This window comes from Mesorhizobium sp. M0954, from assembly GCF_040319155.1.
In the GTDB taxonomy this organism is placed as follows: Bacteria; Pseudomonadota; Alphaproteobacteria; order Rhizobiales; family Rhizobiaceae; genus Mesorhizobium.
The window spans coordinates 127,947-147,319 of the sequence record NZ_JAMYNR010000001.1 but is presented as its reverse complement, the minus strand read 5'-3'; the positions used below and the strand labels follow the sequence as shown (position 1 = coordinate 147,319).

Sequence of the window (19,373 nt, the reverse complement as noted above, 5' to 3'; positions counted from 1 at the left end):
TTTCCTGAACTGGCGCAAGGCACGTCGGAAAATGCGGGCCAGCCTCAAAGCTTCCAGCCCGAATGAAGCGCGGCGATGCCGCCGGAATAATTGCGGAATGAGGCGCGCTCGAAGCCTGCGCGCGAAATCATCGCCGCGAAATTCTGCTGATTGGGAAACTTGCGGATCGATTCGACCAGATAGGAATAGGGCTCGTCATCGCCGGTCACCACCTTGCCGATCCGCGGAATGGCGTTGAACGACCATGCTTCATAGACCTTGTCGAGCAGCGGCATCTCGACCTCGGAGAATTCAAGGCAGAGAAAGCGCCCGCCAGGCTTCAGCACGCGATAGGCTTCGGCAAGCGCCACATCGATGCGCGGCACGTTGCGGATGCCGAAAGCGATGGTGTAGGCGTCGAAAGTAGCGTCGGCAAAAGGCAGTTCCTCGGCGTTGGCTTCGACGAAATCGGTATTTGCCGACAGGCCTTTTTTCTCGGCCCGATCGCGGCCGACGGCGAGCATCGAGCCGTTGATATCGAGAACCGTTGCATGAGCGTGCCTGCCGCTCGCCTCGACGATGCGGAAGGCGACATCGCCGGTGCCGCCGGCAACGTCGAGAACGCTCCAGCCCGGCCGCTTCGGTGGATTGAGCCAGGCGACCATGGCGTCCTTCCACAATCGATGCAAGCCGGCCGACATCAGGTCGTTCATCAGGTCGTAGCGGTTCGCCACCTTGTGGAAAACATCATTGACCAGGGACTGCTTGTCGCCTGGCCCTACCCGCTTGAAACCATAGGAGGTTTCCATGCCGCCCGCAGCAGTGGTTCTTTCAACCGACATCGTTTTGATCCGCCATAAAATCGGCGGGACCATAGCCGATCGATGGTGCGGGCGCTATTGTTTAAGGCGCGGTGTTCGGCCGCGCTTCGAAGCAGGTTCCGGAAAAGTGTCACACGGTTTTTCGACAGGAACTTGCGTCATAAGAAAAAGCCTGACGGGATAATTGAATGCCTTTGAAAGCAGAACTGCACTGCCACATCGAAGGGGCAGCGGCGCCTGAACTCGTCCTCCGCCAGGCTGAGAAATACGGCAAGGATGCCTCGCCCTACATCCAGGACGGCTCCTTCGTCTGGCACGACTTCACCTCTTTCCTCGCCGCCTACGACTTCTCGTCGGACCTGTTCCGCACCGAAGAAGACTATGCGCGGCTGGCCGACCATTACCTGACCAGCCTCGCCCGCGACGGCGCCATCTATTCCGAGGTTTTCACCTCGCCCGACCATGCCAACAAGGCCGGGCTGTCGCCAAAGGCCTATACCGACGCGCTCGGCGAAGGCATGGCCCGCGCCAAGGCGAAGACCGGCATCGAAGGCCGCATGATCGTCACCGGCGTGCGCAATTTCGGTGTCGAATCGATCGAGCGGGCGGCGCGTTTCGCCGCGCGCTGCGGGCATCCGCTGGTGACCGGTTTCGGCGTCGCCGGCGACGAGCGGATAGGCGACCTGGAAGATTATGTCAGGGCCTTCGAGATCGCCCGCGAGGCCGGCCTCGGCATCACCGTCCATGCCGGCGAATTGATGGGCTGGGAGAGCGTCGAGGCGGCACTCGACCACATCCGCCCGTCTCGCATCGGCCATGGCGTGCGCGCCATCGAGAACCCCGAGCTTGTGCGGCGCATCGCCGACGAAGGCGTCGTGCTCGAATGCTGCCCTGGCTCCAACATCGCCCTGAAACTCTTCGACAGCTTCGCCGACCATCCCTTCCCCGCCTTGCGGGCAGCGGGCTGCAAGGTGACGCTCAACTCCGATGACCCGCCCTACTTCTGGACCTCGCTGAAACGCGAATACGACATCGCTGCCGAGCATTTTGCGATGGACGACAAGGCGCTCACCGCCGTCACCAGGACGGCCATCGAGGCAGCCTTCGTCGACAGGAAGACCAGGGCGGTGCTGCTGGGCAGGCTCGGCGCCAAGGGCAGGTGAATGGTGAATGGTTCACCCGGCGCTTCGGTTCGTCAGCCGCGAGTTTTTCCGCGCAACCAAGGACTCGCAAACCAGTTCACTATTCACTATTCACCATTCACCATTCACTTGCGCAGTTGGAGAACACCATGAAGGGCGTCACCGTCGTCGACCATCCGCTTGTCCAGCACAAGCTGACCATCATGCGCAAGAAGGAAACCTCGACGGCCGGCTTCCGGCGGCTGCTGCGCGAGATCTCGCTGCTGCTCGGCTACGAGGTCACCCGCAACCTGGAACTGACGACGACGACCATCGAGACGCCGATCGAGACGATGGAGGCGCCGACGCTGGAGGGCAAGAAACTGGTCTTCGCCTCGGTGCTGCGCGCCGGCAACGGCTTGCTCGAAGGCCTGCTCGATCTGGTGCCGGCGGCGCGTGTCGCCCATATCGGCCTCTATCGCGACCATGAGACGCTGGAAGCGGTCGAGTATTTCTTCAAGGCGCCAGGCGACCTCGCCGACCGGCTGGTGATCGTCGTCGATCCGATGCTGGCGACCGCCAATTCGGCGATCGCTGCGATCGACAAGCTGAAAGGCCGCGGTGCCACCAACATCCGCTTCCTCTGCCTGCTGGCGGCACCAGAGGGCCTCGAGCGGTTTACCCAGGCGCATCCCGATGTTCCGGTCTTCACCGCTTCCATCGACCGCCAACTCAACGAAAAGGGCTACATCATGCCGGGTCTCGGCGATGCCGGCGACCGCATGTACGGCACCAAATAGATCCGTTTACCGATTGTTTACGCAAACGGCTGGTTTCCGCACTCGTTAAAGCGGCAATCACCATGTCGGACTAAGGATCGGCAACCACAAAGGCCGGTCCATGCTGCGCAAGCTCCTCATCCTTGGCGTGTTTGCCGGAACGTCGGCATCGCTGCCGATCGTGTATCAGTCCAATTCACAGGTAATCGAGCGGCTGTTGAAATCCGCCATCGGAGCCAGGCCGGCCGACACACAAACCAACCTGAATCTCGCCGCCGTCCCGGACAGGCCGGCAACGCCGCAGCCGCTCGGCCGCAAGGTCGTCGTCACCGCGGACGCGCGCGGGCATTTCATGTCGGTCTTCAAGTTGAACGGTCGCCAGGTCGACGGCATGATCGACACCGGTGCGACGCTCGTCGCCATCAACACCTCGACCGCGCGCAGGATCGGCATCTCGCTCAATTCGACGGACTTCAGCCATCAGGTCAACACCGCCAATGGTGCGATCAAGGCCGCCGTGGTGACGATTGATCGCCTGCAGATCGGCAAGATCACCGTCGAGGGCGTCGAGGCCGTCGTGCTCGATGACAGGGCGCTGCACACCAACCTGATCGGCATGAGCTTTCTGCAGCGGCTCGAAAAATACCAGGTCGAAGGCGGCAAGCTGCTGCTGGTTCAGTAGAACGTGATCCCGAACCGCAGGTCCGCGCCAGCGAAAAGTTGGGGACCAGTCTTCGGACAAGATCGTGGTCCAAAGAAAGATAGAACCCATCCGATACCGTCGGAATGGCTCTACCCGCGGGGCAGGATCCGCCGGATGACGGTTTTCTCCGTGGCCGGTTTGGAAGTGCCGATGGTATAGGCCGAAAGCACGGCGGCCGCGGCCGCTTCGGCATCCCCGGCATTGCGGGCATGGACCAGCGCCAGCGCTTCGCCGGCCCGCACTTCAGCGCCGACCGGCAACAGCCTGGTGATGCCGACGGCGTGATCGATCCTGTCGTCGGGCCGCGTCCGCCCGCCGCCAAGCCCGACCACGGCAAGCCCGATCTCGCGGGTCGCGATGCCGGTGACAAAGCCGTTCGCGCTCGCCTTGACCGCGAATTCCGTTGCCGCTTTCGGCAGATATTTTTCCGGATTGTCGACAAAGTCGACGGGACCGCCCAGTGCCGCCACCATGCGCGCGAAGATGGAAGCGGCGCGGCCGCCGGCCAGCGTCTCGGCGGCGCGGCGCAGGCCGTCCTGGTTGGACGACACCAGGCCTGCCGATTGCAGCATCTCGGCGGCCAGCGCCAGCGTCACGTCCTCCAGCCGCCGGTCGCGAAAGCGGCCGGTGAGAAAATCGACTGCGTTGCGCACCTCGACCGCATTGCCGGCGGCGGACGCCAGCGGCTCGTTCATGCCGGTGACCAGCGCCGAGGCCTTAAGGCCGGCGCCATTGGCGACGTCGACCAGGCTGTTGGCCAGTGCGGTTGCGTCGCGCGATTTCTCCATGAAGGCGCCGTTGCCGACCTTGACGTCAAGCACCAGCGAATTGAGGCCGGCGGCCAGCTTCTTCGACAGGATCGAAGCAGTGATCAGCGGCACCGATTCCACCGTTCCCGTCACATCGCGGATGGCGTAGAGCCTGGCGTCGGCGGGTGCGAGATCGGCGGTCTGGCCGATGATGGCGCAGCCGGTTTCGAGCACCGTCTTGCGGAAGCGCGCAACATCCGGCTGGCTGATATAGCCGGGGATGGCATCCATCTTGTCCAGCGTGCCGCCGGTATGGCCCAGACCCCTGCCGGAAATCATCGGCACATAGGCGCCGCAGGCAGCGACGATCGGCGCCAGCATCAAGGAGACATTGTCGCCGACGCCGCCGGTCGAATGCTTGTCGGTGACCGGACCGGGCAGATCCGACCAGTCGAGCACATCGCCGGAATCGCGCATCGCCATAGTCAGCGCCACCGCCTCGTCGCGGCTCATGCCGTTGAAGAACACCGCCATGGCAAAGGCGCCGACCTGCGCGTCGGTGACTGTGCCGGCGGTCAGACCCTCGATGAAGAACGCTGTCTCCTCAGCCGAGAGCTTCTGGCCGTCGCGCTTGCGGCGGATGATTTCCTGGGGAAGCATCAGGCGTCGACCCTGTGCTCCGGAAGCCCGTCCTGAAAAACACGCTGCAGAATGGTCGCCAGCCGCGCGCCGCCGACCGGTGCCATGTCCTTGGTCTCCTGGTGCGACAGCTCGGCTCCGGTCATGCCGGCGGCAAGGTTGGTCACGACCGAACACGCGGCGACGCGCAGCCCGAGGAAGCGGGCGAGAATGACCTCCGGCACCGTCGACATGCCGACGGCGTTGGCGCCCATGACGCGCGCCATGCGGATCTCGGCGGGCGTCTCGAAGCATGGGCCGGAGAACCACATATAGACGCCCTTGTGCAGCTTGGTACCGGTGGCCTTCGCCGCCTGCTCGATGGCGGAGCGGAGACCGGCGTCATAGGCTTCGGTCAGGCCGACGAAACGGCGGTCGCTCGGTTCGCCGATCAGCGGGTTGGAGCCCGAGAAATTGATGTGATCGGTGATCAGCATCACCGAGCCCGGGCCCATCCCGGGATCGACCGAACCGGCGGCGTTGGTGAGGATCAGCCTGGAGATGCCGAGGCCGGCGAGCACCTCGAGTGCCGGCCGCATCGCCGCCGCGTTGCCGTGCTCGTAATAATGCGCCCGGCCGGACAGCATCAGCACCGGCGTGCCGGCAAAGAGCCCCGCCACCACCTCGCCGGCATGGCCGCTGACTCCGCTTCGGGGAAACCCCGGCAAGTCGGCGTAGGAGATTCGCACCGCATCCTCGACTTGGTCGACAAGCCCGCCAAGCCCTGACCCCAGCACCAAGGCGGTAGTCGGCGCCAGCCCGTCCAGCCTTTCGACGAGGTGATCGAGCGCTTCCTTCATTTCAGCACATCGCCTTCAAACCCGTATGGCAGCAACTCGCCCATGGTCACGGTCTCGACCACGCCGCTATCATCGCAGAGATAGAACTTCGTCTCCGGCCGGCAGAATTCCGCCAGCCGCTGCCGGCAGCCGCCGCAGGGCGAGCATTTTGCCACGCGTTCGGCGATCACGGCGATTTCCGTGATTTTGCCGCCGCCGCCCATGATGTAGTTGGCAAGTGCGGTGGTTTCGGCGCACCAGCCCTCCGGATAGGACGCGATCTCGACATTGGCGCCGGTGAAGACACGGCCGTCCTCGGTGCGCAACGCCGCGCCGACCGGAAATTTCGAATAGGGCGCATAGGCCTTGGCCATGGCGGCTTTCGCCGCTTCGAACAGATCATGAGCCATAATAGATCAGCGTTCCTTGACATAAGGCACGCCGCCGGCGCGCGGCGGGATTGCCTTGCCGATGAAGCCGGCAAGCAGGATGACGGTCAGCACATAGGGCAGCGCCTGCATGAATTGCACCGGCACCTTGCCGATCAGCGGCAGCGGCGTGCCTTGCAGGCGGATCGACGCGGCGTCGAGGAAGCCGAACAGCAGGCAGGCGAACATGGCGTTGACCGGTTTCCATTTGGCGAAGATCAGCGCGGCCAGCGCGATATAGCCCTTGCCGGCGGTCATGTCCTTCACGAAGCCGCCATTCTGCACCATCGACAGATAGGCTCCGGCAATGCCGGTGAGCACGCCGGTGCAGATCAGCGCCCGATAGCGCAGCCAGGCGACTGATATGCCGGCGGTGTCGACCGCGGCCGGGTTCTCGCCGACGGCGCGCAGGCGCAAGCCGAAGCGGGTGCGAAACAGCACCCACCAGGTGAACGGCACGGCCAGGAAGGCGAGATAGACCAGCACGGAATGGCCGGAGATGAGTTCCGAATAGATCGGCCCGAGAATCGGAACGCTCCTGAGCGCCTCTGCGCCCGGCCAGATGATTGCCTCGAAGCGCTCGCCGGCGGCCAGCGCCGGCGTGCGCCCGCCTTGCTGGAACCAGGCCTGGCCGAGCATGATCGTCGATCCGGCGGCAATGAAATTGATCGCGACGCCGGAAACGATCTGGTTGCCGCGATGGGTGATCGAGGCAAAGCCGTGGATCAGCGCGAAGGCAACCGAGATGAGGATGGCCATGCCGAGGCCGAGATAGGCCGAGTGGAAGACCGAGGCGGCGGCCGCACCGGCGAAGGCGCCGACAAGCATCTTGCCCTCGAGCCCGATGTCGAAGACGCCGGCCCGCTCCGAATAGAGGCCGGCGAGACAGGCGAGCAGCAAGGGCACAGACAGGCGGATGGTCGAGTCCAGGACCTGTACGATGGCGTTGAAGAAATCCATCTCAGGCGCCCTTCCCCTTGACCGCTTCCATGCCGACCGATTTCGGGCTGAGCGAGGCGAACAACGCCTGGACGTAGGGCCGGAACATATGCTCGAGCGCGCCGGCGAACAGGATCACGAGGCCCTGGATGATGACGATCATGTCGCGGCTGATCACCGGCATCTCGAAGGCGAGCTCGGCGCCGCCCTGGTAGAGCATGCCGAACAGGATCGCCGCCAGCACGATGCCGACCGGGTGCAGGCGTCCCATCAGTGCCACCGCGATGCCGACGAAACCGGCGCCCGAAACGAATTCGAGCGCGACATTGTGCTGGTCGCCCATCGTCGGGTTGAGCGCCATCATGCCGGCCAGCGCGCCCGAGATCATCATCGCAATGATGATGATGCGGATCTCCGAAATGCCGGCATAACGCGCCGCTTTCGGGCTGTGGCCATAGGTGCGCATCTCGTAGCCGAGCTTCGTGCGCCAGATCAGCACCCACACCAGAAAGGCCATGGCTAGCGCCAGCAGGGAACTGACGTTGAATGGCGCCGAACGGATTTTGGCGCCGAACAATTCGATGACCCAGTTGAGCTTCGGCAATTGCGCGCCTTCGAGGAAGGTGCGCGTCTGCGGCGCCATCGAGCCGGGCGGCTTCAGCATCCCCACCAGCGCATAGACCATGACGCTGGCGGCGATGAAATTGAACATGATGGTGGTGATGACGATGTGCGAGCCGCGCTTGGCCTGCAGATAGGCCGGGATCAGCGCCCACAGCCCGCCCATCGCCGCGGCGGCGATAATGGCGATCGGGAAGGTCAGCCACCAGGGCAGCACGCTGTCGAAGGCCAGGCAAACAATGCCGATGCCGAGACCGGCGATATAGCCCTGGCCCTCGCCGCCGATGTTGAACAGGCCGCAATGCGCCGCAACCGCCACCGAAAGCCCACTGAAGATGAAGGTGGTGGCATAGAAAAGCGTGAACGCGATGCCTTGGCCGCGGCCGAAGGCACCCTCGACCAGGATGACGGCTGCACGCAGCGGGTTCTCGCCGACCAATATGACGACGAAGCCGGCGACGACGAATGCGACGAACAGATTGATCAGCGGGATCAGCACGTAATCGGCCCAGGCCGGCAGCTTGGCATAGGGGGTGCTCACTCGGCGGCCTCCCGGTGCTCGACGCCGGCCATCAGCAGGCCGAGCTCGCCCTCGGTCGCGTCGGGGCCGCGTTCGCCGACGATGCGGCCGGCAAACATCACCAGGATGCGGTCGGACAGCGAGCGGATCTCGTCGAGCTCGACCGAAACCACCAGCACCGCCTTGCCCTGGTCGCGCATGGCGATGAGGCGCTTGTGGATGAATTCGATGGCGCCGACATCGACGCCGCGTGTCGGCTGGCCGACGATCAACACGCCGGGATCTTGTTCCATTTCCCGCGCCAGCACGATCTTCTGCTGGTTGCCGCCGGAGAAATTGGCGGTCTTGAGGCGGCAGTCCGCCGGGCGGATGTCATATTTGACGATCTTGTCCCGGGCATCGTTACGGATGGCGTCGATGTCAAGGAACGGCCCCTTCAGATAGCGCGCGTCGTCCTGGTAGCCGAGGATCGAATTCTCGTTTTCCTCGAAGGCCAGCACGAGCCCGACATGATGGCGGTCCTCCGGCACATGGGCGAGGCCGCGCTCGCGCAGCTCGCCAGGGTCGGCGGCGCCGGTGAGGTCGATCGGCTTGCCGTCGAGCATGACCGAGCCCGAAACGGCATGCCTGATGCCGGAAATCGCCTCGAGCAATTCGGACTGCCCGTTGCCGGCGACGCCGGCAATGCCGACGATCTCGCCGGCATGGACGTCGAAGGAGACGTCGTCGACCATGGTGACGCCGCGGGAATCCTTGACCGTCAGGTTCTTGACCGCAAGCTTGACGCCGCCGGCCTTCGCCTCGCCCTTTTCGACGCGCAGCAGCACGCGCCGGCCGACCATCAGCTCGGCCAGCTCCTCGACCGTGGTCTTCCTGGTTTCGCGTGTCGCCACCATCGTGCCCTGGCGCATCACCGACACCGTGTCGGTGATCGCCATGATCTCGCGCAGCTTATGGGTGATCAGCACGATCGTCTTGCCCTGCTCCTTCAGCTGCCTGAGGATGCGGAACAGGTGGTCGGCCTCGGCCGGCGTCAGCACGCCTGTCGGCTCATCGAGGATCAGGATCTCGGCGCCGCGATAGAGCGCCTTGAGGATTTCGACGCGTTGCTGCAGGCCGACCGGCAACTCCTCGATGATGGCGTCGGGATCGACTTCGAGCCCGTATTCGCGCTCGAGCCGCTCCAGCTCGGAACGCGCCTTGGCAATGCTCTTCTTCAGCAGCGCATCGCTTTCGGCGCCGAGAATGACGTTTTCCAGCACCGAGAAATTGTCGACCAGCATGAAATGCTGATGCACCATGCCGATGCCGAGCGCGATCGCATCATTCGGTGTCTTGATCGATGCCGGCTGGCCGCCGACACGGATCTCGCCGGAATCGGCTTGGTAGAAACCATAGAGGATCGACATCAGCGTCGACTTGCCGGCGCCGTTTTCGCCGACGATGCCATGGATGGTGCCGCGCATAATCTCCAGATTGATGTCGCGGTTGGCGCGCACGGCGCCAAAGCTCTTGTCGATGCCGATCAGCTCGATTGCGGCTTGCGCCATGCAGCCTGTTCCCACTGTTATTTTTTTACCGCTTGGTCAAACGCCTAGCATGACGCCCAGTCTGTGCCAATTGGGTCCGTAGCAATTGGCCGGAGCAGGTTCACTCTCGACAAATCCCGCCATGCTTGTCAATTTCCAACGTGGCCGCAGCCTGCACAATCGCCTGATCGAGGATTTCAAATGACCATGCCCGAGGACCGGCTGACGACGCTGGAAATCCGCGCCGCCGAGCAGGAGAAGACCATCGAGGAACTGTCCGGCCAGATCGCCGAGCAGTGGAAGGTGATCGAGCGCATGCAGCGCAAGCTCGACGCGCTGGCCGAGCGCTTCCTGGCGCTGGAGGAACAGGCCGCGCCCGACGTGCCGGTGACCAAGCCGCCGCACTGGTGAGCGGGCCGACAAGACAAAACCGCCGGGCTTTCACCCGGCGGCTCGTCACTTCAGCAGTGCCAGTCGATCAATAACAGCAATCGATCAATACGGGCAGGCATTGTCCGACATGTAGTCGTGCACCTTGATGGTGCCGGCTATGATGTCGGCCTTGGCTTTTTCGACCGCCGCCTTCATCGCATCGTCGACAAGCGCCTTGTTGTTGTCGTCCATGGCGTAGTCGACCCCGCCTTCCTTGAGGCCGAGATCGTTGACGCCCGCCGTGAACTTGTCGTTCTTGGCATCCATGAAGGTGTTGTAGACGGCAACGTCGACGCGCTTGACCATCGAGGTCAGCACCTTGCCGGGCTGCAGGCCGTTCTGGTTGGAATCAACGCCGATGCCGAGCTTGCCGGCGTCGGCCGCTGCCTGCAGCACACCGACACCGGTGCCGCCTGCCGCTGCGTAGATTACGTCGGCGCCCTGGTCGATCTGCGTCTTGGCGATCTCGCCGCCCTTGGCCGGATCGTTCCAGGCTGCCGGCGTATCGCCGGTCATGTTCTGGATGACGTCGGTGGCCCCGGCCGCCTTGGCGCCGCCGACATAGCCGCAGCCGAACCTGCGGATCAGCGGAATATCCATGCCGCCGACGAAGCCGACCTTCTTGGTCTTGGAAGCCATCGCCGCCATCACGCCGACGAGGTACGAGCCTTCCTGCTCCTTATAGACCAGGGAGCGGACATTGGGCTTGTCGACGACCATGTCGATGATGGCGAATTTGGTCTCGGGGAACTCGGTGGCGATCTTGTCAAGCGCGTCAGCCCACGAGAAGCCCGCCATGACGATCGGGTTGCGGCCGTCCTCGGCGAAACGGCGCAGCGCCTGCTCGCGCTGGGTGGCGTTGCTGACCTCGAATTCCACATAGGGGATGCCGGTCTCGGTCTTGAACTTTTCAGCGCCGTGGAAGGACGCCTCGTTGAACGACTTGTCAAACTTGCCGCCGAGATCATAGAGGATCGCGGGTTGAATGTCCGCGGCGAAGGCCGGAAGAACCATTGCAGCTGCGGCCATGAGGCCGAGAACGATACGTTTCATGTGATCCACACCCCTGTCGGTTATTTGTCCATTATGCACCGCATGCCGGCCCGGTTCTCCGGCAGGCATACGGTGTCGGGCAGGAGTGTCTTCCTCCCGCTTCGGGTCAATCTGGCACGGCCCGAAACAAAATTCACGTGGAATTTTGACCCTTTGGAAAAGCATGGCGCCGCATCGCGGCGCCACAGCATATTCCTTGCGTCGGGGGCATAAAATCAGGCGGAGACGGCGGCCGGAATGGCGCAGGTGACGCCGGTTCCCTGCAGGCCGCAATAGCCGTAAGGGTTCTTCGCCAGATATTGCTGGTGGTCTTCCTCGGCGAAGTAGAATTCCGGCGCCGGCGCGATCTCGGTGGTGATCTTGCCGCGTCCGGCACCGCGCAGCGAAGCCTCGTAGGCATCGCGCGAGGCGAGCGCCGCCTGGTACTGCGCGTCGTTGAACGTATAGATCGCCGAACGGTAGGTGGTGCCGACATCATTGCCCTGGCGCATGCCTTGCGTCGGGTCGTGGCTTTCCCAGAACAGCTTCAAGAGCTCGGCATAGGACACGATCTTGGGATCGTAGATGACGAGCACGACTTCGGCATGGCCTGTCAGGCCCGTGCAGGTTTCCTGATAGGTCGGGTTGGGCGTGACGCCGCCGGCATAGCCGGCCGCCGTGACCCATACGCCCTCGACTTGCCAGAACAGGCGCTCGGCGCCCCAGAAGCAGCCCAGCCCGAACGTCGCCATTTCCATCCCTTCGGGATAAGGACCCTTGAGCGGCCTGTTCGAGACAAAGTGCTTCGATGCCGTCGGGATCGGCCGGTCGCGGCCGGGCAACGCCTCGGAGGGTTTCGGCAGGTTGAGCTTCTTGTTCAGCATGTCGCTAAGAAACATGTGTGGCTTCCTTTTCTTCTTGGTTGAGCCTTCCTGGTACGGGATCACCGGGTCAGGCTGGAAATGTCAGGTTGCGGCGAACCGCCCGCTGGGGCGCTGCCGCCTGTAACCGATGGCATAAAGAATGAACGCCAGCACCGCGAACACGGCAAAGCCGGGCTGGCTGAGCACCCAGGCGATGGCACCGTCCCACAGCAGCGGGTTGACCTTGTCGCGGACGAAGCTTTCGAAGGCGCTGCGCGTATCCGGCGAAACCGCGAGCCAGCTGGTGTTGAGCGGAGTCATCACCAGCGCCGAAGCCGCCACCGAGCGGGTCGCATCGAGCACGGCCATGATGACCGAAACCGAAAGCGCGATCATTGCGGCAAGACGGAAGATAAAGCGGAACATCCGGACCCTTCCTCCCCAGGAGTTTATCAGAATGTCGTGTGGACTGTTAAATAGGATCTGCGTGCTTTATCCGCAATCGCGACACGCGAAGTTGAACCTGCGGCAGCCGGGTTCGCCGGGACCGGTGGCGCGCCGGGGACGGCAAGCACACCTCGGCCGCTCCTTTCGATAGGCTCCCAACGGGTGCCCCGGCGACATGGGCTGAGCATCCGTATCCGGCAAAGCGAATAGGCTGCTGTTATGTCTTGGCATTCGGCACCGGATCGACTAGATGAGCCCCGCGTCTGTTGCTTTGACGGCTCAGGCGCGGGAAAGGGTATCCGCTGGTTGACGGCGCCCACGGCCGGAATTCCGGCACCGGAATCCCAAAGGAGATGCATCTCCCCAACCGGCGCGGCGAAACCGGCCGCGTCGAAAATGCTAAAGAGACGGAGAGGTGGCCGAGTGGTTGAAGGCGCACGCCTGGAAAGTGTGTTTACGGGAAACCGTAACGCGGGTTCGAATCCCGCTCTCTCCGCCAGTTAAATCTCACCGGCTCGCCGAGTCTGAAGGGACACTGGACGGCGACTGCCGCTGCGATGCAGTATCTTGAGGCAGGCAGAGGGGGGCGCGAGCGGCTTTCATCTTCGCCGCACTCTTACCTCAGATCAGCCCACAACCGATCGGCCCGCGCTTCACCAGAAGCACGGGCTTAGTCGACACGGCACTGTCGCCGCCCCGTCTAGCGCGGGACCGCTTGTATTTCCGAGACTGAGCGCTCTGTTTCGGCGGAGAAAACCACGAAGGCAAAGATCAGCACGGCGGCAGCGACAATCATTGAGCCAGTGGCGACAATCGGCTCGAGCGCCGGATTTCCCTGCAGCATCAGGTAAAGCGCCGGCAGCATCACGACCAGGCCGAGATTGTAGACGCCGTAGTGGATCATCGCGCTCCTGCGGGCGGCCTTCGCCGGGTTCAGGGCATAGTAGCCGCCGAATATTGCACTGGTGACCCATCCCAGCAGGTTGATGTGCGCGTGAGCCGGAAACGCGCCGTGATCGCCTGAAATTGCCATCTGCAGGCCAGCTGCAATTCCCAGAATAAGAAAGACGATGGCTGTCTTGAAAAAGAGCTCCGAAACCTTAGGCATGTCATTCTCCCAAACCCGTTTTGCCGCCGCATCATGCTGTGGTTCCGGCGACCTTGCCAAGGGGACCGTCAGACCTGCATTTGTCGCCGGCCTGACAGCCCGTTGGCGGCCGGCCGCCGGGCCTGGCCGGTTGCGAGATCGGCCGGCAAAAAATATGCGCTCACGCTAATTTGATTGCAATATCACCCGCCAGGCTTCCATGTCGTTCTCACAAGGGAAGTGCCCTGCACGATGGTGGTGCCATACGCGCCAAAGGTCTGCCCGTCAGTGTTGCAGCAAGGCCTCGCCGAACTTCTCCCACAGCTGTGCGCAATCTGTTGCTCTGAGGCTGGGGGTTCCGACTGGGCCATATCTGATGACGGCGGCGTGAACATCATAGCCAACGATAGGTGCATTGGCGACAAAGTGGATAGCCTCGCCCAATCGGCGGGGGCCAATTGGCGCATCGGTTTTGTTGGTGATATCGAAGACACCACGAATATCCGCTTCCTGATTCCTGGCTGCCAACGCAGCCGCCATTACCCTTTCTTGCATCATCGAAATCTCTCCTATCGGTCTAAGTCTAAGAACCGCGGCTTGTGCCGGTCCGGCAGCTGACAACCGGCAAATCGAAGTGCCTTTTGCAGCATCTCGATTGGCTCTTGCTGCGAGCCACTCCGCCCGCTCCCGCGGCAAGCCGATAAGGCAACTGCCAGCGAAATCCGCAGGCACATCCACGGTCGCATCAAACACGGCCCACGTGCCAGTCGGCTCCTGAACGGGCAAAAACCTCATAACAGCGCCTGCTAATATACTATGCCGACTGTGAGGACGAGACTTTTTCCTGCATCAACTAAACGAATGAGAGCTGGTGTCGAAGTGCCGGGCGACGCTCGTCGAAAACAAATCGTCGGCGACATCGCCTGGATCGAAGGTGGGCCTGAGCAGCGATCCGGCCGCATTCGAGGTTCGCCGACAGGGACAAGCACAAGACGCAGCGCCGGCACGCCTCGTCAAATGTTACTTTCTGCCCTGCGGATAGATCGTCTCGCCGCGCTTCAGCATCTCCACGAACGCCGCGATCTTCTTCTTGCGTCCGGCTTCGGTTTTCATGTTGTGGATGCGGAAGGCGAGTGCGAAGCGGTTTTGGCCGCTGAGCTTTGCCAGCATCTCTTTCGCCGTGGGCTCGGCGTCTACTGCCGCCTGGAGGTCGTCGGGGATCTTCATCTCCTTGCCGCTCTTGTAGGCGCGCGCCCAGCGGCCGTCGGCCTTGGCCGCATCGACCTGCCTCAGCCCGTGCTCGGTCATCCGGCCCTCCTCGATCAGCCGGGCGACATTGTCGACATTGATCTGGCTCCAGGTGCTCTTCCTGCCGCGCGGGGTGTAGCGCTGCAGGTAGCTTTTGCCGTCCAAGGCCTTGCGCACTGCATCGATCCAGCCCCAGCACAACGCCGCGTCGATGGCTTGCTTCGGCGTGATCGACGGCAGTCCCGAATCGAGCTTATGGATCTTGATCCAGACTTCGTCCTCGCTGTCGTGATGCTCGCCAAGCCAGGCATGGAAGCTTTCGGCATCCCTGAACTCGCGCACCTTGGCGGGGTCGACCTTGACGGGCGCCATCAGCCGGTCCGCCCATGACGCGAGCGCGTAACGACGCCAAACCGCTTGCCGGCCGCGCGCGCGCTCACCTCAGCTCCGAGTTCGCAATCCGCAGGCCTGGTGATTCTCGCCGGCACGCATTCAGCCCGCACGATTGGGCGTTCCGAGGACATGGGATTTCGGCGGCAGCATGACGTTGTCGAATGTCTGCGTGAACATCGCCGCCGCAAAGAAAGCGACGGCGCGCAGGGTTTCGGTGCCGGTGTTGACGAGGTCGTGCCTGACCGGCGTCGGAAGTACCAGGACGCTGCCCGGCCCGACCGGGTGGGTGGTGCCGCCCTCAATGTGTAGCTCGCCGGTGCCGGCGATGATGTATTGCGTCTCTTCGGTGGCGTCGCTGTGCCAGCCGAGCCGCTTGCCGGGCTCGATCTCGTAGACAATGACCGAGGACTGGGTGGTGCCGTGCCCGCCGTAAACCGCGAAAGCGCCGGCCCATTTGACCGACGGATCGTCCTCTGCCCAAACCAGCGAACGTTCGAGCCTGTCGGATGCGACGACTGCTGTCATGGCTTCGTTCCTCTCAGCGAATTGCGAACACGAATCTAGATGATTTTTCTGGTCTGCGTCAGCAAAACTGGCTGCTGACCGTTCCCTCGTGCATTGCGCGTGACGATTTGTCGGGCCGCGATCCGACCTATTCTACTCTCGGGCCGGATCACTGAGCCGATACCCCAATGCAACCAAGCCTTTACCTTTTAGTCAGTTTTGAGTTGCCCCTGCGTTGCGTTCGTGGTCCGGTACAACCAGGGCGCTCAATGCGGCATTCGGCAACGGTCGCCTCACCGACCGTCAGGGCAACACACCGTCGAGCCAATACAGGAGATAGCAATGGGCATTTTCGACAGTATCAAAGGTGCGATTTTCGGAAACGCGGTTGCGGGCGAAGCGCCGCCGGCGCAACCGTCTCCCGCGCCTGCTTCGAGCACGGCCACCCAGCCGACGGCGCCTACCCGATCCGCCCCGGCTGCAACCCCGGCTCCGGCCGCGCCGGCCGCGCCGTCCTCTGCCCCTGACATCGCTGCCATTCTCGACAAGGCGGTGGCCGCGAGGGGGCAGAAACTCAACTGGAAGAATTCGATCGTCGACCTGATGAAGGCTCTGAATATCGACAGCAGCCTCGGCGCCCGCAAGGAGCTTGCCCACGAGCTGAACTACACCGGCGATATGAACGACACTGTAACGATGAATCTGTGGCTGCACGACGCACTGATGAAAAAGCTGGCCGAGAACGGCGGCAAGCTTCCGAGCGACCTGGCCGCCTAGAGTCACAAGACAAGCAATTCCAGGAAAACGTGTGAACGGTTTTCCGTCCGGAATTGCGTCAAACAAAAAAGACAGACCGGTTCTGCCCGCACCGTGGTTCTTGCTGCGCCGGCTTCGGCCGCAACCGAGCAGACCACACTGCCAAGCATCAGACTGCCCGTAAATAAAACTGAGACCGATCCCGGCCGCCGGGATTGGGTCCATGGCGAAGTCGCATGGCACAAAAGCGCTGCCCTCGCGCCCGGATTGCCTCCCGCAAAACCGACGATTTCGGTCGCTGCCCACGCGCTGGTAGGACCACCATTTTGCTGGCGAAACGCGACGTTCGGCGTATCATTCTCTCGGGAGAGGGTTGATGGTGGGAGGAAGCCAATGAACGTGGTGAAGCGGGTGACGGTCGCCGACTTGACAGCCCAAGAGCTTGTTTCATCTGCGCTTTCACGGTTCGGTGCCGGCGACACCATATCGACGAGGGCGATGCTGGACATCGTTCGCAGGACGGCTCCGGCCTGCGGCAACAGTGACGACGATCTGGTCGAGCTTATCGTCATGACGGCGGTTGGTAGGACCATGGGCGTCGTGTTCGACCATCGCTCCCATTAAAACAATCTGGAACGAACATCAGGCTGCGCCCAGGAGCAGTGGCGGGCGGTGGCAGCGCCGCCAAAGAGGCCGGCCTGTTTGTGCGTGAAGGTCGGCCTGGCACCAAGCCCTTGCTTTGAGCAAAACCGCTGCTCATGCCGGGTCATGCCCGAAGCCGGTAGTTGGGCGACACGCTCGAAGGAACTCGCTGAAATCTTGCCCGTTATGCTCTCGTTGAGATGAGGAGAGCTGCCATGGCCGACGACAAAACCGAGACCGACAGTCGCGACCGCTCACGAGTGGCGGGCGGCGAAGACTACGAGGTACGTCACTTCGCCGAGGAAGCGGGCATTACCCCTGAGCAGGCGCGCACGCTGATCAAGCGCCACGGCACCGACCGCAAGGTGCTGAACGAAATCGCCGAGAGCATAAGAGCGTCGTAATGGCTGACAAGAAAACCGCAATGGCCGACCGCAAGACGCGCGATCTGGACGAAAAGCAGGCTCTGCGCCTGGCCGAAACCACCGACGTTTCGCCGAAGCAGGCGAAGGATCTGATGCGCAAGCACGGCAAGGACAGCCCGAAGGTCGAGAAGGAAGCCAAGAACTTCAAGGCCGAGGGCTGAGCTGCCCAGCCGGTTGGACGCGCGGCATGGGGCCGCGATCCTGCGGCTTATCGGTTTTCTAACAAATTCGGCCTATCCCTTCCGCTATCGCGGCTCAGGGATGCCATATGCGCGGGATATCTGGTGGGGCGAGGCCGTCGATAGACGACATACGGCATGTGAGGCTGATGTTTTGCCTGGTGGCGGCGGTCGTGATGGCGGCGGCGCTCCTCGCCTTTGCCCACTCCCTCCTGCAGGATCCCGATAGCTGGTGGCACATCAAGGTCGGCATGGATATGCTGGCAAGCCGCACATTCCCCACCGTCGACATCTATTCCTACACTTTTGCCGGCCAGCCATGGATCGCCAAGGAATGGCTTAGCCAGGTTCTCCTTGCAATTGCCTTTCAAGCCGGCGGCTGGAACGGCGTGGTGCTGCTGGCGGCTGCAGTAATCGCGCTGACGGCCTTCTTGACGTCGTGGTATCTCAGCGCGTGGTTGAAGCCGACGCTGGCGATAGGACTGACGCTGGTTCTCGCGCTCTTGATCGGGCCAATCTATGTCGCCCGGCCGCACATCTTTACCTTGCCCATCATCGTCGTCTGGACCGCTGGTCTTTTCCAGGCCGCACGCAACGAGAAAGCACCGCCCTTATGGCTGCTGGCGCTGCTTTGCCTGTGGGCCAATCTCCATGCCACCTTCACCTTCGGTTTCGTCATCGCCGCCTTCGCCGGGCTCGATCTCGTCATGCGCACACGCTTGTCGAACCCCCGGCTGCTGGCCAAGTGGATCGCTTTCGGGCTGCTTTGCCCGCTGGTCAGCCTGCTCAATCCCTATGGCGTCAAGGCCATACTCGCCACATTCACCGTGGCCTATGGCAATGAGGCGGTGCCTTACATTGCGGAGTGGCAACCCTTCGACGCCGCGCGGCACACCCTCCAGGAGGTAGCCCTGCTGGTGGCGCTTTTCGGGCTGCTCGTGTCGAGATTGCGCATTGGCTGGGCCAAGGCGCTGTTCCTTGTCTTCACGTTGCACGTCTATCTCACCCACATACGGTTCATGTACCTGTTCTTTCTTCTCGTGCCGGTGGTCCTTGCCGTCGAGGTCGCGCAACAATATCCAGCGCTTTCAGCCGAGAAATGGGCGGCGGAAAAGCGTGACGGACTTGAACAATTTTTCGCACGGCAATTTTCCAGGATTTGTGCTGGACTTGCCGTTTTGCTGGTTTTGGCGGCTGCCGCCTTGACGAGCTATCCGGTCGCGCCGAGCCAGAAGACCTCGGCGAGGGATGCACTGGCCTTTGCCCAAACCCATAATCTGTCGGGCAATCTGCTGAACTCCTACGATTTCGGCGGCACGCTGATTTTCCATGGTATCAGGACGTTCATCGACGGCCGCGCGGATCAGCTCTTCCTGAATGGCTTTACGGAAACGGATGAGCAGACGGGGCACAGCCGGGGCAAGCCGATCCTGAAAGCCCAACTCGACAAATATACGATAGGCTGGGCGTTGTTGACCGCCGACGACAGCCGCATTCCGTTCTTCGACGAACTGGGCTGGAAGCGGGCCTATGCGGACGATTACGCGGTGATCTACACCCGCGCGGACTGAGCCCCGGCAGCTTCGCGCGCCGGTGCGCACCTCCCTCCTGAAGCTTCGGCCAGCGCCGAGGCGGCGAAATCCTTATGGGATTTTGATTTCTTTGCTCCGCGTCCCGTCTCGAACCTTTATGGCACTTTGATCCATATTCACAGGAGCG

At 62.6% G+C, this 19,373-nt stretch carries 23 protein-coding genes and 1 tRNA gene; 10 read left to right on the top strand and 14 right to left on the bottom strand.

Features of this window, described 5'->3' with window-relative positions; genetic code table 11:
- Positions 1–44: 44 nt before the first annotated feature.
- Positions 45–821: a bifunctional demethylmenaquinone methyltransferase/2-methoxy-6-polyprenyl-1,4-benzoquinol methylase UbiE gene (ubiE, locus tag NKH93_RS00735; RefSeq protein WP_352469477.1), complete on the bottom strand. Its 777-nt coding sequence runs from the start codon at positions 819–821 to the stop codon at positions 45–47.
- Between the two features lie 167 nt (positions 822–988).
- Between ubiE and NKH93_RS00730 the strand changes: the two genes are divergently transcribed.
- The 3 genes from NKH93_RS00730 to NKH93_RS00720 all read left to right on the top strand — a co-directional run bounded on the left by NKH93_RS00730 (position 989) and on the right by NKH93_RS00720 (position 3,382).
- Complete coding sequence (locus NKH93_RS00730; protein ID WP_352918288.1) at positions 989–1,963, top strand: adenosine deaminase; 975 nt, start codon at positions 989–991, stop codon at positions 1,961–1,963.
- A 128-nt stretch (positions 1,964–2,091) separates the two neighbouring features.
- On the top strand, positions 2,092–2,721 hold the full coding sequence (gene upp / locus NKH93_RS00725) for a uracil phosphoribosyltransferase (RefSeq protein ID WP_023675320.1): 630 nt from the start codon (positions 2,092–2,094) through the stop codon (positions 2,719–2,721).
- A gap of 100 nt (positions 2,722–2,821) precedes the next feature.
- Positions 2,822–3,382 (top strand): TIGR02281 family clan AA aspartic protease, encoded by a 561-nt coding sequence (locus NKH93_RS00720; protein ID WP_352767076.1) that lies wholly within the window; start codon positions 2,822–2,824, stop codon positions 3,380–3,382.
- A 110-nt stretch (positions 3,383–3,492) separates the two neighbouring features.
- Here NKH93_RS00720 and deoA read toward each other — a convergent pair whose 3' ends face one another.
- From deoA to NKH93_RS00690, 6 genes are read right to left on the bottom strand one after another with little or no spacing between them, the layout of a single operon-like run.
- A complete protein-coding gene (gene deoA / locus NKH93_RS00715) occupies positions 3,493–4,812 on the bottom strand; it encodes a thymidine phosphorylase (protein ID WP_352918290.1) in 1,320 nt (439 codons plus the stop codon).
- Positions 4,812–5,630 (bottom strand): purine-nucleoside phosphorylase, encoded by an 819-nt coding sequence (locus tag NKH93_RS00710; protein WP_352539395.1) that lies wholly within the window; start codon positions 5,628–5,630, stop codon positions 4,812–4,814. The genes deoA and NKH93_RS00710 overlap by 1 nt, the downstream gene beginning before the upstream one ends.
- Entirely contained in the window at positions 5,627–6,019 is a 393-nt protein-coding gene (gene cdd, locus NKH93_RS00705) for a cytidine deaminase (protein WP_352488680.1), read from the bottom strand. The genes NKH93_RS00710 and cdd overlap by 4 nt, the downstream gene beginning before the upstream one ends.
- Before the next feature lie 6 nt (positions 6,020–6,025).
- Positions 6,026–6,997 carry an ABC transporter permease gene (locus NKH93_RS00700; protein WP_352469471.1) on the bottom strand — a complete coding sequence of 324 codons (972 nt, stop codon included), beginning with the start codon at positions 6,995–6,997 and terminating at the stop codon, positions 6,026–6,028.
- Position 6,998: 1 nt separating this feature from the next.
- Positions 6,999–8,138, bottom strand: coding sequence for an ABC transporter permease (locus tag NKH93_RS00695; RefSeq protein WP_352539396.1), 1,140 nt, complete (start codon positions 8,136–8,138; stop codon positions 6,999–7,001).
- Positions 8,135–9,667, bottom strand: coding sequence for an ABC transporter ATP-binding protein (locus tag NKH93_RS00690; protein ID WP_352682437.1), 1,533 nt, complete (start codon positions 9,665–9,667; stop codon positions 8,135–8,137). The genes NKH93_RS00695 and NKH93_RS00690 overlap by 4 nt, the downstream gene beginning before the upstream one ends.
- 180 nt (positions 9,668–9,847) lie before the next feature.
- Between NKH93_RS00690 and NKH93_RS00685 the strand changes: the two genes are divergently transcribed.
- Positions 9,848–10,057: a SlyX family protein gene (locus NKH93_RS00685; protein WP_031211352.1), complete on the top strand. Its 210-nt coding sequence runs from the start codon at positions 9,848–9,850 to the stop codon at positions 10,055–10,057.
- An 84-nt stretch (positions 10,058–10,141) separates the two neighbouring features.
- Here NKH93_RS00685 and NKH93_RS00680 read toward each other — a convergent pair whose 3' ends face one another.
- From NKH93_RS00680 to NKH93_RS00670, 3 genes are all read right to left on the bottom strand, one after another.
- Complete coding sequence (locus NKH93_RS00680) at positions 10,142–11,131, bottom strand: BMP family lipoprotein (RefSeq protein WP_352918293.1); 990 nt, start codon at positions 11,129–11,131, stop codon at positions 10,142–10,144.
- Between the two features lie 215 nt (positions 11,132–11,346).
- Positions 11,347–12,009, bottom strand: coding sequence for a peptide-methionine (S)-S-oxide reductase MsrA (gene msrA, locus NKH93_RS00675; protein WP_352918295.1), 663 nt, complete (start codon positions 12,007–12,009; stop codon positions 11,347–11,349).
- Between the two features lie 66 nt (positions 12,010–12,075).
- Positions 12,076–12,399, bottom strand: a complete 324-nt coding sequence (locus NKH93_RS00670) for a hypothetical protein (protein ID WP_352469464.1) — start codon at positions 12,397–12,399, stop codon at positions 12,076–12,078.
- Between the two features lie 430 nt (positions 12,400–12,829).
- Between NKH93_RS00670 and NKH93_RS00665 the strand changes: the two genes are divergently transcribed.
- Positions 12,830–12,919, top strand: a tRNA-Ser gene (locus NKH93_RS00665).
- Positions 12,920–13,120: 201 nt separating this feature from the next.
- Here NKH93_RS00665 and NKH93_RS00660 read toward each other — a convergent pair.
- The 4 genes from NKH93_RS00660 to NKH93_RS00645 all read right to left on the bottom strand — a co-directional run bounded on the left by NKH93_RS00660 (position 13,121) and on the right by NKH93_RS00645 (position 15,673).
- A complete protein-coding gene (locus NKH93_RS00660; protein WP_352677553.1) occupies positions 13,121–13,528 on the bottom strand; it encodes a hypothetical protein in 408 nt (135 codons plus the stop codon).
- Between the two features lie 264 nt (positions 13,529–13,792).
- Positions 13,793–14,065, bottom strand: a complete 273-nt coding sequence (locus tag NKH93_RS00655; RefSeq protein ID WP_352469463.1) for a hypothetical protein — start codon at positions 14,063–14,065, stop codon at positions 13,793–13,795.
- 462 nt (positions 14,066–14,527) lie between these two features.
- Entirely contained in the window at positions 14,528–15,127 is a 600-nt protein-coding gene (locus NKH93_RS00650; RefSeq protein WP_352918296.1) for a YdeI/OmpD-associated family protein, read from the bottom strand.
- A 120-nt stretch (positions 15,128–15,247) separates the two neighbouring features.
- On the bottom strand, positions 15,248–15,673 hold the full coding sequence (locus tag NKH93_RS00645; RefSeq protein ID WP_352465923.1) for a cupin domain-containing protein: 426 nt from the start codon (positions 15,671–15,673) through the stop codon (positions 15,248–15,250).
- A 321-nt stretch (positions 15,674–15,994) separates the two neighbouring features.
- Here NKH93_RS00645 and NKH93_RS00640 point away from each other — a divergent pair, with 321 nt between their 5' ends.
- The 5 genes from NKH93_RS00640 to NKH93_RS00620 all read left to right on the top strand — a co-directional run bounded on the left by NKH93_RS00640 (position 15,995) and on the right by NKH93_RS00620 (position 19,225).
- Complete coding sequence (locus tag NKH93_RS00640) at positions 15,995–16,429, top strand: DUF3597 domain-containing protein (protein ID WP_352539401.1); 435 nt, start codon at positions 15,995–15,997, stop codon at positions 16,427–16,429.
- A gap of 372 nt (positions 16,430–16,801) precedes the next feature.
- Positions 16,802–17,032, top strand: a complete 231-nt coding sequence (locus NKH93_RS00635; protein WP_352469460.1) for a hypothetical protein — start codon at positions 16,802–16,804, stop codon at positions 17,030–17,032.
- Between the two features lie 233 nt (positions 17,033–17,265).
- Entirely contained in the window at positions 17,266–17,454 is a 189-nt protein-coding gene (locus tag NKH93_RS00630; RefSeq protein ID WP_352918298.1) for a DUF3606 domain-containing protein, read from the top strand.
- On the top strand, positions 17,454–17,636 hold the full coding sequence (locus NKH93_RS00625) for a hypothetical protein (RefSeq protein WP_352814468.1): 183 nt from the start codon (positions 17,454–17,456) through the stop codon (positions 17,634–17,636). The genes NKH93_RS00630 and NKH93_RS00625 overlap by 1 nt, the downstream gene beginning before the upstream one ends.
- A gap of 107 nt (positions 17,637–17,743) precedes the next feature.
- On the top strand, positions 17,744–19,225 hold the full coding sequence (locus NKH93_RS00620; protein WP_352918300.1) for a hypothetical protein: 1,482 nt from the start codon (positions 17,744–17,746) through the stop codon (positions 19,223–19,225).
- Positions 19,226–19,373 lie beyond the last annotated feature (148 nt).